Here is a 12,744-nt window from a genome sequence, read left to right on the forward strand (position 1 = left end):
GCATAGGGTGCTCAGATGATCGAAGTACCCCAGGCGCTCGCGGACGGCACCGTCGCGCGCGAGGGCGAGCCGGGATCCCGCTGGCTCGCCGAACTGCCCCTGATCGTGGACGAGCTGCTCGCCCGTTGGGACTGCGTCCCGGACGGCGAGGTCACGCACGGGGCCGTGGCGGTGATCGTCCCGGTGCTCGCGCCGGACGGGCCGGCCGTCCTGAAGGTGTCGTTCCCTCATCCCGGAAACGTGCACGAACCGGATGCCTTCGCCGCTTGGGCCGGCCGCGGGGCCGTCCGGCTCCACGAGCGCGACGATGCCCGATTCGGACTTCTCCTGGAACGTGCCTCTTCGTCCACGTTGGCCTCTCTCGAGGACGACGAGCAGATCATCCGGATCGCGGGCCGGATCGGGCGCCGCCTCGCCGTCCCGGCTCCCCCGCACCTCCCCCGGCTGCGGGACCAGGCTCCCGCCTGGGCCGACCAGCTGCGCAAGGACGCCGAGCAACTGCCTCACAACCTGCCGGACCGCATCGTGGACGTCGCGATCGCGACCGCGGAAGGCCTGGGCGGAACCCAGCCGGACACCCTGGTGCACGGCGACCTGCACGCCAGGAACATCCTGCGGGCCGACCGCGAACCCTGGCTGGCCATCGATCCCAAGGGTCTCGCGGGAGACCCCGCCTACGACGTCGGCGCGCTGCTCAAGTCGCGGGCGCTTTCACTCCTCCAGGCGGACGACCACGTCCGGGCCTTCGACCGCGCCCTGGACGTCTTCGCCGAGTCCGCTGAGCTGGACCGCGACCGCGTCCAGCGCTGGGCCCAGCTCCACGCCGTCCAGGCCGCCTTCTGGGCCCGCCGTCACGGCTTCACCGTCGCCCGCACCGGCCCCGACCTCGACGCGATCATCGCCGCCGTCGACCACCTGGCCGAACTCCTCACCACCCCAGCCCTCTGATCCGACGTCCTGCGAGCGCACTCCCGCAGATGCGTGACGACAGGTTGTGGGACGGGAGGGTGTGGGGCGCTGGTGAGGGCGTAGCTCCGGGCTGACCACCTGGATGAGAAGGCCAGCCCAGGGCCGGAGACGTGAGCCCGCCGAGGGCGGAGACGTCAGCCCGCCAAGGGCGGAGACGTCAGCCCGCCGAGGGCGGAGCGTCAATCCGCCGTAGACGGGAACGTCAGGTTGCCGGGGCCGGGGAACGTCAGGTTGCCAGGGGCAGCTGGACGATGAGTTCCGGCAGCTTTCGCATGTCCTCGAAGACGACCGTCCCGGGGCCCTCGAGCCAGTCGGCGGGGGTGAGGCCGCCCGCGAAGCCGAACGAGCGCATCCCGGCGGCACGCGCGGCCTGGACTCCGAACCTGCTGTCCTCGACCACCACGCACGCCTCCGGCTTCACGCCCATCTGCGCGGCGGCGAAAAGGAACAGGTCGGGTTCCGGCTTGCCCCGCGCGACCTGCGTCGCGCTGAAGATCCGTCCCTCGAAACGCGAGTACAGGCCGGTGCGGCCCAGCGTGTGCCGCATCTTGTCGTGGCTGCCGCTGGACGCCACGCAGAACGGGAGCCCGATGCCGTCCAGGGCCTCCTCGATGCCCTGGACGGTGACGAGCTCGGTGTCCACCGCCTCGGCGTGGAGCCGCTTGAACCGGCGCTCCGCCTCGGCGGTCAGCTCGGGCCCGAGCTCCGCCTCGATCATCTCGTTGATGGACGCGGTGGAACGCCCCACGAACCGCTCCATGACCTCCTGCCGGCTCACCGGCCAGCCCAGCTCGGTCAGCACCGCCGAATGCACCCGCACCGCGATGGGCTCACTGTCCACCAGAACGCCGTCGCAGTCGAAAATCACCAGTTCAACATCATTTGCCACAGCGGCAAGCTACAGTCACCCGCGATTCCCCATCGACGCCGACCTCCCCGGCGTCGCCGCGAGCCGCCGGCTGCTCTGCGGCCGACCGCCTTGCGACCGACTGGGGCTTCTCGCTCCTCGGGTGCGGCCGGCGGAGCGTCTGGGCCGGGGCCGTCCCCGTCGTGGCGAATTCGCGGATCGTCCGGCCAAGCGGTCAGAGGACCGTCCGGAAGGTCACAGATACTCGTCGGCCGCGGGGCACTCGTCCGGTGGGGGCGGGGTCGGTCTTGCGGGCGGCGATAGCGTGCCGCCAGGTGAAACGCGCCGGGCCGGACATGACGCACAGGGTGCCCGGGGCGAGCCGCACCGGGACGCGCGTCTCGTCCTCTGGGTGGACGAAGTCCATGACGCAGCTCGACAGCAGGCTGATCGACGCGACGACCGGACCGAAGGTCGGGACGTGGTCGACGTGGGCGCTGATGCCCTGGCCAGGCAGGTACTCGTTCACGATCACCTGGTCGGGCGTGCGGTCGAAGTGGCCGTCCTCGTGCAGCCGACCGGCCAGGGCCGCCGCCCATGGGGGCAGCGGCGGCGCCGGGGTGTCGTCCACACCCCGACGTCCGTAGTCGTAGTGGTGCCCATAGTGCTGGACGCGCCGCCGGAGTGGTGACGACCAGGCCGCGGCATCGATGTCCGCCATCAACCGCCGCCGGCCGTCCTCGTCCAGCCAGTCATGGGTGCACAGCAGCCCCGGAATCATGGTCGAAAATCTATTCGATCACACCCTCTCCCGCCTGGAATCGGTCGAGTCGCCCGGCTTGAACGCCGAGCGGGCCAGCAGGCCCGTCACGCTTGCCCGGCCCGACCCGACCTGCCTGGCCTGGCCTTGCTGGGCCGGGCCGGGCCTCGCCGGGCCTTGCCGGGCCTTGCCGGGCCTTGCCGGGCCTTGCCGGGCCTTGCCGGGCCTTGCCGGGCCTTGCCGGGCCTTGCCGGGCCTTGCCGGACCAGGCCGGACCAGGCCTTGCCGGACCGAGCCTTGCCGGACCGAGCCTTGCCTCGCGTGGCATGGCCTCGCCTCGCGTGGCATGGCCCGCCTCGCGTGGCATGGCCCGCCTCGCGTGGCATGGCCCGCCTCGCGTGGCATGGCCCGCCTCGAGACGAGGCCTGGCCGGAGGGCCCCGCTCAGCGCGGTCGGCAGGCCGCTTTGAGGAGGCCGGTGTGCACGGAGGTCTTCGCCGACACCGGAGGTGCAGGCCCCGGGGCTCGAAGGACCTGATGAAGACCTTCTGGTCGCGCCGAAGGGTCTGGCGAGGGCTCCTCCGTCGGTGGGCTGGTCAGGAGGGGACGGCCAGGGCGAGGGGGAGGACGGCTGGGGCTCCGGCTCGGCGGAGGAGGCGGGTGGCGACGGTCATGGTCCAGCCGGTGTCGATGCGGTCGTCCACCAGGAGGATGGGGCCTTCGGCCTGGGCCACGGCGGCGGCGAGGTCGTCGGAGAGGGTGAGGTCGGACCAGACGGAGCGGAGGCGTTGGGCGCTGTTGTGGCGTCTCGGGGTGGGGTCGCCCACAGGGGTGAGTTCGCCGAGGTAGGGCAGGCGGCCGATCTCGGAGAGCCGGGTGGCGAGACTGGTGACGAGGCGGGGGTGGCTGCGGGAGCCCACGGAAACGACGGCGGCGGGGCGGGCGCTCCAGCCCCAGGCGGCGAGGACCTTCACCATGGCGTCGAACATGTCCGGCGGGACGTCGGTGTCGGGGGCCTGGTCGGCGAACAGGGCGCGCAGGCGGTTGCCCCAGCCGATGTCGGTGAGCCGCCCCAGGACACGGCCCTCCTCGGCCTGGTCGGTGGCGGGGATGCGGCCGGAGACGCCCAGGTCGTCCTTGACGCCGGTGGGCCACATGCGGCGGGGCTGGACGTCCACGCCGGGGCGGTGCAGGCGGTCGCGGGCGCTCGCGGCGCCCTCGGCGGAGACCTCGGCGGGGCGGTGGACGCCGGTGCAGTTGTCGCAGCGGCCGCAGGGGACGGCGGACGGGTCGTCGAGCTGGCGGCGGAGGAACTCCTCGCGGCAGCCGGTGGAGGCGATGTAGTCGAGCATCGCGCGCTGCTCGCGCTCGCGCTCGGCGGCGACGCGCTGGTACCGGGCGCGGTCGTAGGCCCAGGGGCGGCCGGTGGCCTCCCAGCCGCCCTTGACCCGGTGGACGGCGCCGTCCACGTCCAGGACCTTGAGCATCATCTCCAGGCGGGAGCGGCCGAGGTCGACCATCGGCTCGAGCGCGGAGGTGGACAGCGGCCTGCCCGCGGCGGACAGCACGTCCAGCGTGGTGCGGACGGTCGGCTCGGGCGGGAAGGCGAGGCCGGCGAAGTAGGCCCAGATGTCTCGGTCCTCCCGGCCGGGGAGGAGGATCACCTCGGCGCGGTCGACGCCACGGCCGGCGCGGCCGATCTGCTGGTAGTAGGCGACCGGCGACTGGGGCGCGCCGACGTGCACGATGAAGCCGAGGTCGGGCTTGTCGAAGCCCATGCCGAGGGCGCTGGTGGCGATCAGGGCCTTGAGCTTGTTGTCGAGCAGGTCGCGTTCGGCCTGGAGGCGCTCGTCGGGGTCGGTCTGGCCGGAGTAGGCGGCGACGGCGTAGCCGCGGTCGCGCAGGTACCCGGCGATCTCATGGGCGGCGGCGACGGTGAGGGTGTAGACGATGCCGGAGCCGGGCAGCGCGTCGAGCTGCTCGCCGAGCCAGGCGACCCGCTGGTCGGCCGAGGGCAGCTCCACCACGGACAGGTGCAGTGAGTCGCGCTGGAGTGATCCGCGCAGGACCAGGGCTCCGTCGGAGGCCAGGGCCGACACCGCCGCGTCGGCCCCGGACGAAGGGGCGTGGGCCGGGGGCGTGACGGCGGCGTTCTCGCCGGGCAGGGGGTCGGACGGGGTGGTGGGGCGGACTCCGGCGAGTTGCTCGGCGACGTCCTGGGTGACGCGGGCGTTGGCGGTGGCGGTGGTGGCGAGGACGGGGATGCCGGGCGGGAGATCGGCGAGGAGGGTGCGGAGGCGGCGGTAGTCGGGGCGGAAGTCGTGGCCCCAGTCGGAGATGCAGTGCGCCTCGTCGACCACGACGAGGCCGGCCCCGGCGGCGAGCTTGGGGAGGACCTGGTCGCGGAAGTCGGGGTTGTTGAGGCGTTCGGGGCTGACCAGCAGGACGTCGACCTCGCCCGCCTCGACCTCGGCGAAGACCGCGTCCCAGGCGTCGGTGTTGGCGGAGTTGACGGTGCGGGCGCTGATGCCGGCGCGCTCGGCGGCCTCGATCTGGTTGCGCATCAGGGCGAGCAGCGGGGAGACGATCACGGTGGGGCCGGCGCCGCGGTCGCGGAGCAGCCGGGTGGCGACGAAGTAGACCGCGGACTTGCCCCAGCCGGTGCGCTGGACGACCAGGGCGCGGCGGCGTTCGACGACCAGGGCGCGGATGGCGGTCCACTGGTCGTCGCGGAGCCGGGCGCCCGGCCCGGCCAGGCCGCGCAGGCAGCGCTCCGCGTCGTCGCGGAGGGCGTCGGTCGTCGTCGCGTCAGTCATGCCTCCTTGGTACCAGCCGCCGCCGACGTCCCCCTAATAGAACTGCGTTCTGTGGAAAACTTGTTCGGCCTCCTGGCCTCGGGGGATGTGTCAGAGGATGACGACCTCCAGGGTGCGCGGTCCGTGGACGCCCTCGACGCGGTCGAGTTCGATGTCGCTGGTGGCGGACGGGCCGCTGATCCAGGTGAGCGGGAGCATCGGGTCCAGGCGTTCCAGGGCCTCCGGGACGGTTCGGACGATCTGTTCCCGGCGGACCACGCACAGGTGGTAGTCGGGGACGAGGGTCAGGGCCCGGCGGCCCTGGGCCGCGCCGCCGTCGAGCACGATCGTGCCGGTTTCGGCGATGGCCACGGCGCAGCCTGTGAGGACGCCGTCCAGTCGATCGAGCTCGGTGGGCGAGAGCGGCGGGTCGTCGCGGGCGACGTCCACACCGGACAGCCACTCCCCCGGGACGCCGGAGGGGACCATGAGGCGTCCCCGCTCGCGCGCGAGGTCGGCGACCGGGGTGTCGAGGTGGACGGCGGCCCGGTAGTCCATGAGCCGGTCCAGCAGCAGTTCGATCAGGTCGGGGCCGGATCTGGTCCTCTGGTAGTCGCGCGGGACCTGCACGCTGTCCGGTGTCTCGGCCAAGGGGACGTCGGCGAGCGCCGAACGCACGCGCACGAGGATCGTCTCTCGTGAACCCATTACCGTCCCTCCTCCCGTGAAGCCCACCAGTCACGGAACGACTGCGGTGGGGGCGCTGGAATGTCCCTGGTGTCCGTCCAGGCCGCCAAGGGGCCCGGGAGACGGCGCGGGGTGAGTCTTCGGAAGCGTCCCGCCGTTCGTTGGGAGGCGGCCAGGAGCGCAGGGGACGAGAGCACCCGCCGGGCCGCGCCCATGGCCAGTTTCTCGGCCCTGTGCACGCCCGACGCGCCGACCTTCGCGCGCAGGTGGAGGAGCACTTCCGGGATGTTGATCGCCACTGGGCAGACGTCGTAGCAGGCTCCGCAGAGCGTGGACGCGTAGGGAAGCGACTCGTCCAGCTCGGAGCTGAAGCCGCGTAGCTGGGGCGTCAGGATCGCGCCGATCGGCCCGGGGTAGACCGAGCCGTAGGCGTGGCCTCCTGCGCGCTCGTACACGGGACACACGTTCAGGCAGGCCGAGCAGCGGATGCAGCGCAGCGCCTGGCGTCCGACGGCGTCGGCCAGCACCTTCGTCCGGCCGTTGTCCAGGAGGATCAGATGGAACTCCTGGCCTTCGGCGGCCCCGGTCCACATGGACGTGTAGGGGTTCATGCGCTCGCCCGTGGAGGAACGCGGGAGCAGTTGCATGAACACTTCGAGGTCCTGCCACGTGGGCACGAGCTTCTCGATGCCGACGACCGAGATCAGGGTTTCCGGGAGGGTCAGGCACATGCGGCCGTTGCCCTCGGACTCCAGCACCACGAGCGTGCCGGTCTCGGCGATCGCGAAGTTGGCGCCGGAGATGCCGACCTTCGCCGACAGGAACCGCTCGCGCAGGTGCAGGCGCGCGGCCTCGGCCAGGGCGCGCGGGTCGTCCTTCAGGTCGGCCGGAGCCGGACGGCCCCACGACGCCATCGCGCGCTGGAAGATCTCCCGGATCTCCGCCCGGTTGCGGTGGATGGCCGGGACGAGGATGTGCGAGGGCCTGTCGTCCCCCAGCTGGACGATCAGCTCGGCCAGATCGGTCTCGTAGGCGGTGATCCCCTCCTCCGCCAGGGCCTCGTTCAGGCCGATCTCCTGGGTGGCCATGGACTTGACCTTGACGACCTCGGTCTCCCCCGTCGCGCGCACGAGGCCGAGGACGATGCGGTTGGCCTCAGCGGCGTCGGCGGCCCAGTGGACGTGTCCGCCCGCCCGTTCGACGGCCTCCTCCAACTGCTCGAGGTACAGGTCCAGGTGGCGCAGGACCCGGGTCTTCAGGGCGGCGCCCGCGGCGCGCAGTTCGGCCCAGTCGGGCTGTTCGGCCACCACGGCCGCGCGTTTGTCGCGGATCGTGTGCGTGGCCTTGTGCAGGTTGTGCCGCAGCTGGGCGTTCCCCACGGCCCTGGACGCCGCCTTCGGGAACGGCGGCATTCCGACGAAGGTCGAACTCATGCCGGGTCCTCCTCTGTAGAGGCGAGGATCTGCGCCAGATGCATCACTCGTACGCCCGCGCGTTCGCGACGGATCGTCCCGCCGATGTGCATCAGGCAGGAGTTGTCGGCGGCGCACAGGACCTCAGCGCCGGTGTCCAGCACGTGGCGGACCTTGTCGGTACCCATGGCCGCGGACACGGCGGGGTTCTTCAGCGAGAACGTCCCGCCGAATCCGCAGCATTCGTCGGCTCCGCCCAGGGGCAGCAGCGTCAGGCCGCGTACGGCGGAGAGCAGCGTATGGGGACGGTCTCCCACGCGCAGGGAGCGCAGCGAATGACAGGTCGGGTGGTAGGTGACCGAGTGCGGGAAATAGGCCCCGACGTCGTCCACCTTCATGACGTCCACGAGGAACTCCGACAGCTCGTACACGCCCGAGGGCGGGTCCACGCCCAGCGTCGGGTACCACTCGCGGACCATGGCCGCGCACGAGCCGGACGGCATGACCACCGCGTCGTAGCCGGAGAAGACCTCCCCGACCCGCAACGCGAGCGGAACGGCGTCCTCGCGATAGCCGGTGTTGAAGTGCATTTGGCCACAGCAGGTCTGGGCCTCCGGGAACTCGACCCGGCAGCCGAGCCGCTCCAGCAGCCGCACGGTCGCCCGTCCCGTCCCCGGGAAGAGCGTGTCGTTAACGCAGGTCACGAACAGCGCGACGCGCACGTTCGGATCACCTCCGGTCCCGTGGGCGCGCGGGGCCGTCCGCGGACGGCCCTACGCGATCTTGATCACCCAGCGTAGCGAGGACATGATCGACGTTCTACGCATGGGGGTCGATGGGGGCGGGACGGTATAGCACTCGTGAGGCATGGGTAGCCTGCGAGCAAGATTGTGAAAACCGGGCGGGAGGGTTTGTTCGGGCATGGGTCGGACCGTAGAACGCTTGCGGCGGAGCTGGCTGGTCCTGATGGACGGGAACCCTCCCGAACCACCTGAGGACGAACCCGGCGAGACCTTCGACCCCAGGGCGATCGAGCTTGCGTTGCGGGTCGGCGAGCTGATGCTGGCCAGCGGCGAGTCCACCGAACGCGTGAACGAGGCGACGCTGAGCCTCGCGGTCGCCTACGAGGTGCCCCGCGCCGAGGTCCAGGTCACCTTCACCGCCATCCTGGTGTCGGCGCACCCCGGCAGCGGGCCCCCCGTGACCGGCTCGCGCGCCATCCGGCGCCGGACGCCGGCCTACTGGCGGCTGGACGCCCTGCACAAGCTCGTCCAGGAGGCGTCCATCGGGATGCTGGAGCTGGACGACGCGCGCACGCGGCTCAACGAGATCAAGCGCGGCCGCGCGCCCTACCCGGCATGGCTGATGGTCGTGTCCCTCGGGCTGATCGCGGCGGCCGCGTCGATGCTGGTCGGCGGCGGGCCGCTGGTCGCCGCGACCGCGTTCGTGGCGACGCTGATCAGCGACCGCACCGCCGCCGCGCTCGCGCGCCGGGGGATCGCCGAGTTCTTCCAGCTGACCGTGGCCGCCGGAATCGCCGCGACGGCCGCCGCGCTGGTCATCGCGGCGGGCCACGAGGCGCACGCGTCCACGATCGTGACCGGGTCGATCCTGGCGCTGCTGCCGGGCCGCCCGCTCGTCGCGTCCATCCAGGACGGCATCACCGGCGACCTGGTCAGCGCGGGCGCGCGGTTGCTGGAGGTGTTCTTCATCATCGCCGCGATCGTCGCCGGGCTCGGCGTCGTGGTGTATGTGGCCGTCCGGATGAACGTGAACATCAACGTCGCGCACATGACGGCCGCGCCGGCCCTGATGAAGCCCATCCCGATCATCGCGGCGGCCGTCGTCGCGCTCACTTTCGCGGTCTTCCTCGCCGTCCCGCGCAACGTGCTGATCCCGGCGGCGATGGGTGGCGGGCTGATCTGGGTCCTGTACGTGCTGCTGCTGAGCTGGAAGGTCACGCCCGTGCTCGCGTCGGCGGTCTCCGCCGTCGTCATCGGCTCGCTGGGGAGCCTGATCGCGCGCAGGCGGAACGCCCCGTCGCTGCCGTACATCGTTCCGGCGATCTCGCCGCTGCTGCCCGGAACGCTCCTGTACCGGGGGATGGTCGAGCTGAACACGGGATCGCCGCAGCCGGGCGCGATGAGCCTGGTCGCGGCCCTGTCGGTCGCGCTCGCGCTCGGCGCGGGCGTCAACCTCGGCGGCGAGCTCGTCCGGGCGTTCCAGAGCGTCGGGCTGAGCGCGTCGGGGCGCTGGGCCCGTCCGGCGGCGCGCCGGACCCGCGGTTTCTGACCGTCGGCCCGACGCCCTGATGTGCGGCGTTCTTGCTGGTCAGATGGGGTGCGGCGAAAATGTCGGAGGGCCGGTCTAGCGTCGTTGACATGTACCGACAGGGAGACATCCTCATCGTCCCGGTGGCCGAGGACGCGGTGCCCCAGGCCCTCCGGGAGCTGCCGCCCGCACCGCGTGACGGGCGGGGCCGCATGGTCCTCGCGCTCGGCGAGGCCACCGGCCACGCGCATGCTCTGACCTGCGAGGGGAAGCTGCTGCGCGATCCGAACCCGCTCGCGCCGGACTTCCTGCACCTACCGAGTGGCGGCCGCCTCGGGCACGAGGAGCACGCGGCGATCTCGCTGCCCAAGGGCTGGTACCGCGTGATCCGGCAGCGCGAGTACGTGCCGGGCGCCGTCCGCGTCGTCGCCGACTAACAGCGATGATGTTGTTGAGCACCTCCCCGCCCGGGGCTGACTCGCCGACTGACGGTTCCGTCCCGGTCCCGCGTGCTTCCCTCTTGACATGCGCTCCGCGGCGGAGGTCCGCTCGCGTGACTGGCGCTGGATCAGCTTCCTCCTGACACGCGCGTCCGCGGCTCGTTCGCCCTGGCTCGGACCCCGCCGCGCGTCCCACGGCGCGTTCCGCACGTTCTTCTTGGCGCTTTCTTGGCTTGGCGCTTTCTTGGCGTGTTCCCGCGCCTCTGCGCGTCCTGTTTCCTCCCACCCCCCTTGTTTGGAGAACCGACCGTGAACGAGTTGGACCACGCGAACCTGATGCTGTCCTGGGAGGCGACGGCGTTCGCCACCGGCCCGGGCGACCGCGCGCAGGCCGAGGCGGGCGTCACCGCCGCCTACACCGCCGCCGGTCTGGACGCGCCGGAGCGGTTCCTGTGGGTGGACTCCCCCGCACAGGGCGCGCTCGTCGCCGCCGTCCTCGCCGGGCACGCCGACGTGCTGCGCGAAGCCGGGCTGGACGTGCCGAACGTGCTGGAAGACGCGGGCGCGAGCGTGCGCGAGACCGTCCGGACGCGTCCGTGGGAGACGGCGCGCACCACCGCGTACGAGCGGCTCGGGCCCCAGGAGTGGGCACGGTCCTGGGCGCGCACGGCCGCGCCGCTGTGGGACCGGGTGCAGCAGCTGGTGATCCGGATCCGCCAGGCGATCGGCGACCTCGCCGGTGAGGAGGGCTCGCGGGCCGAGTCGGTGCTGCGGGCGGCCACCCTCGACGCGGGCCTCGGCCAGCACGACGCGGCGTGGCTGGCCCAGTTCGACGCGCTCGGCACGCTGCCGCCCGGGCTCGCCGACGTGGCGCGGAACGCGGGCTGGTGGTGGCCGTACGAGCGGCTCGTGATCATCTCCGCGCGGCCGTCCGAGCTGCACCGGGACGAGCCGGGCCGCCTGCACCGGGGCGACGGCCCGGCGCTGGCCTTCCCCGATGGCCTCGCGCTGCACGCCTGGCGCGGCATGCCGATCCCATCCGACTTCGTCGCGTCGCTGACCGGCCTGACCGTCGAGCGCATCGGCCAGGAGGAGAACGCCGAGCTTCGGCGGGTCATGCTGGAGATCTTCGGCTACGACCGGTACCTCGCCGAGACCGGCGCCAAGCCCGTCCACAAGGACGAGACGGGTGTGCTCTGGCGCATCGACCTGTGGAACGACGAGGACATCGTGATGGTCGAGGTGATCAACTCGACGCCCGAGCCGGACGGCACCTACCGCCAGTACTACCTGCGCGTCCCGCCGTCCACGCGTACCGCGCGCGAGGGCGTCGCCTGGACGTTCGGCGTCGACGCCGCCGACTACAACCCCCTCAAGCAGACCTGACCCGCGCGGACGGTCCGCGGGTCAGCCCCAGGTCTTGCGGCAGATGTCGTCGCTCGCGCGGATCTCGTCACCCTGCGGAGGCTGCTGAGCCCCGGCCCCGGCCCCCTTGCCCGGACGCGCCGTACGGTGTGCCGACGGGCGGGTCTTGAGCGTCTCCATGGGATCGCGGTCCTCGCGGACGGCGGCGAGGAAGGGCGCGGCGGCCGGGGTCATGGCGACCCGGTTCCGGTTCCGGACCCAGGGCGCCGAGGGCAGCGTGGCGAACTTCAGGGAGCCCGCCGACATGCCGCGCATCCCCTGGGCGAGCCGCAGCATCTCCGACAAGCTGAGGGCGCGGTCGGTCGTCATCGACCGGGCGCCCGAGGTCAGCAGCTTGTTCAGCCGGGACGGGCTGGTCAGCACGCCCGCCGTCATGGCCTGGTGCGCGAACGAGGCCATGAACTGCTGCTGCCGCTTCATGCGCTGGGTGTCGGTGCCGTCCCCGAGCGTGTAGCGGGCGCGGACGAAGGCCAGGGCCGTCCCTCCCTTCACGACGCTCCTCCCCTTGGGCAGGTTCAGGCCGGAACGGCGGTCGTGGACGGGCTTGGACAGGCAGATCGGGACGCCGCCGACGGCCTCGGTGAGGCCCTCGAAGCCGGTGAAGTTCACCTCGATGAAGTGGTCGACATGGACGCCGGTGAACTTCTCGACCGTCGTGATCGTGCAGGTCGGGCCGCCTCGGCCGAACGCCGAGTTGAACATCGCGAGGCTGAGCGGCGGCGTCCGGCCGCTCTTCGTCGGGCAGGACGGAATCGGCACCATCAGGTCGCGCGGAAGGCTGACACCGTAGGCGTGTCCGCCGCCCGCCGCCAGATGCACCAGGATCACGGTGTCCGCCTTCGGCGCCTCGTTCTGGTGGCTGCGGCCGAACTTGGCGTTGGCGCCCGCGCGCGAATCCGAGCCGATGAGCAGCACGTTGACCGACTTGTTCAGCTTCTTCGGCCGGTCTTTGCCGAGTGCCGCGTCGGGATCCTCATGATGGATGCTCGACTGCAGGTCGTAGTAGTAGCCGTACGCGCCCAGGCTCCCGGACACCGTGAGCGCCGCGCCGGCGATGGAGACCACGGCGAGCGTGCGCAGGACGGTCATGGGTCCTCCCAGAAAACGATCATTTCCGGGAGTGTCTTGCCACGACCGGC

11 protein-coding genes are annotated in these 12,744 nt (G+C 72.0%); 4 read left to right on the forward strand and 7 right to left on the reverse strand.

Annotated elements, in window-relative coordinates; translation table 11 throughout:
• The first annotated feature begins 15 nt into the window (after window positions 1–15).
• A complete protein-coding gene (locus AB0L06_RS22725) occupies window positions 16–948 on the forward strand; it encodes an aminoglycoside phosphotransferase family protein (protein WP_500233060.1) in 933 nt (310 codons plus the stop codon).
• A gap of 247 nt (window positions 949–1,195) precedes the next feature.
• Here AB0L06_RS22725 and AB0L06_RS22730 read toward each other — a convergent pair whose 3' ends face one another.
• From AB0L06_RS22730 to AB0L06_RS22755, 6 genes are all read right to left on the reverse strand, one after another.
• Entirely contained in the window at window positions 1,196–1,858 is a 663-nt protein-coding gene (locus AB0L06_RS22730; RefSeq protein ID WP_500233061.1) for an HAD family hydrolase, read from the reverse strand.
• Window positions 1,859–2,051: 193 nt separating this feature from the next.
• Window positions 2,052–2,597 (reverse strand): alpha-ketoglutarate-dependent dioxygenase AlkB, encoded by a 546-nt coding sequence (locus AB0L06_RS22735; RefSeq protein ID WP_500233062.1) that lies wholly within the window; start codon window positions 2,595–2,597, stop codon window positions 2,052–2,054.
• Window positions 2,598–3,171: 574 nt separating this feature from the next.
• A complete protein-coding gene (locus AB0L06_RS22740; RefSeq protein WP_500233063.1) occupies window positions 3,172–5,391 on the reverse strand; it encodes a RecQ family ATP-dependent DNA helicase in 2,220 nt (739 codons plus the stop codon).
• A 90-nt stretch (window positions 5,392–5,481) separates the two neighbouring features.
• A complete protein-coding gene (locus tag AB0L06_RS22745) occupies window positions 5,482–6,078 on the reverse strand; it encodes a LutC/YkgG family protein (protein WP_500233064.1) in 597 nt (198 codons plus the stop codon).
• Window positions 6,078–7,490, reverse strand: a complete 1,413-nt coding sequence (locus tag AB0L06_RS22750) for a LutB/LldF family L-lactate oxidation iron-sulfur protein (protein ID WP_500233065.1) — start codon at window positions 7,488–7,490, stop codon at window positions 6,078–6,080. Before AB0L06_RS22750 ends, AB0L06_RS22745 begins: the two co-directional genes overlap by 1 nt.
• Window positions 7,487–8,191 carry a (Fe-S)-binding protein gene (locus AB0L06_RS22755; RefSeq protein WP_500233066.1) on the reverse strand — a complete coding sequence of 235 codons (705 nt, stop codon included), beginning with the start codon at window positions 8,189–8,191 and terminating at the stop codon, window positions 7,487–7,489. Before AB0L06_RS22755 ends, AB0L06_RS22750 begins: the two co-directional genes overlap by 4 nt.
• Before the next feature lie 220 nt (window positions 8,192–8,411).
• Here AB0L06_RS22755 and AB0L06_RS22760 point away from each other — a divergent pair, with 220 nt between their 5' ends.
• From AB0L06_RS22760 to AB0L06_RS22770, 3 genes are all read left to right on the forward strand, one after another.
• Window positions 8,412–9,761 (forward strand): threonine/serine exporter family protein, encoded by a 1,350-nt coding sequence (locus tag AB0L06_RS22760; protein ID WP_500233067.1) that lies wholly within the window; start codon window positions 8,412–8,414, stop codon window positions 9,759–9,761.
• An 89-nt stretch (window positions 9,762–9,850) separates the two neighbouring features.
• Window positions 9,851–10,177: a DUF8820 family protein gene (locus AB0L06_RS22765; RefSeq protein WP_500233068.1), complete on the forward strand. Its 327-nt coding sequence runs from the start codon at window positions 9,851–9,853 to the stop codon at window positions 10,175–10,177.
• A 312-nt stretch (window positions 10,178–10,489) separates the two neighbouring features.
• Window positions 10,490–11,566, forward strand: a complete 1,077-nt coding sequence (locus AB0L06_RS22770; protein ID WP_500233069.1) for a DUF6745 domain-containing protein — start codon at window positions 10,490–10,492, stop codon at window positions 11,564–11,566.
• A gap of 21 nt (window positions 11,567–11,587) precedes the next feature.
• On the opposite strand, the gene AB0L06_RS22775 is transcribed toward AB0L06_RS22770, so the two are convergent.
• On the reverse strand, window positions 11,588–12,694 hold the full coding sequence (locus tag AB0L06_RS22775; RefSeq protein WP_500233070.1) for an LCP family protein: 1,107 nt from the start codon (window positions 12,692–12,694) through the stop codon (window positions 11,588–11,590).
• Between the last annotated feature and the right edge of the window lie 50 nt (window positions 12,695–12,744).

Origin of the sequence: Spirillospora sp. NPDC052269 (assembly GCF_040679435.1) — a bacterium.
Classification (GTDB): domain Bacteria; phylum Actinomycetota; class Actinomycetes; order Streptosporangiales; family Streptosporangiaceae; genus Spirillospora.

Excerpts from the sequence above, each read along its gene's own strand:
- AB0L06_RS22765 (WP_500233068.1), top strand. The coding sequence starts at position 9,851 with ATGTACCGACAGGGAGACATCCTCATCGTCCCGGTGGCCGAGGACGCG.
- AB0L06_RS22775 (WP_500233070.1), bottom strand. The coding sequence starts at position 12,694 with ATGACCGTCCTGCGCACGCTCGCCGTGGTCTCCATCGCCGGCGCGGCG.
- AB0L06_RS22745 (WP_500233064.1), bottom strand. The coding sequence starts at position 6,078 with ATGGGTTCACGAGAGACGATCCTCGTGCGCGTGCGTTCGGCGCTCGCC.
- AB0L06_RS22735 (WP_500233062.1), bottom strand. The coding sequence starts at position 2,597 with ATGATTCCGGGGCTGCTGTGCACCCATGACTGGCTGGACGAGGACGGC.
- AB0L06_RS22740 (WP_500233063.1), bottom strand. The coding sequence starts at position 5,391 with ATGACTGACGCGACGACGACCGACGCCCTCCGCGACGACGCGGAGCGC.
- AB0L06_RS22750 (WP_500233065.1), bottom strand. The coding sequence starts at position 7,490 with ATGAGTTCGACCTTCGTCGGAATGCCGCCGTTCCCGAAGGCGGCGTCC.
- AB0L06_RS22725 (WP_500233060.1), top strand. The coding sequence starts at position 16 with ATGATCGAAGTACCCCAGGCGCTCGCGGACGGCACCGTCGCGCGCGAG.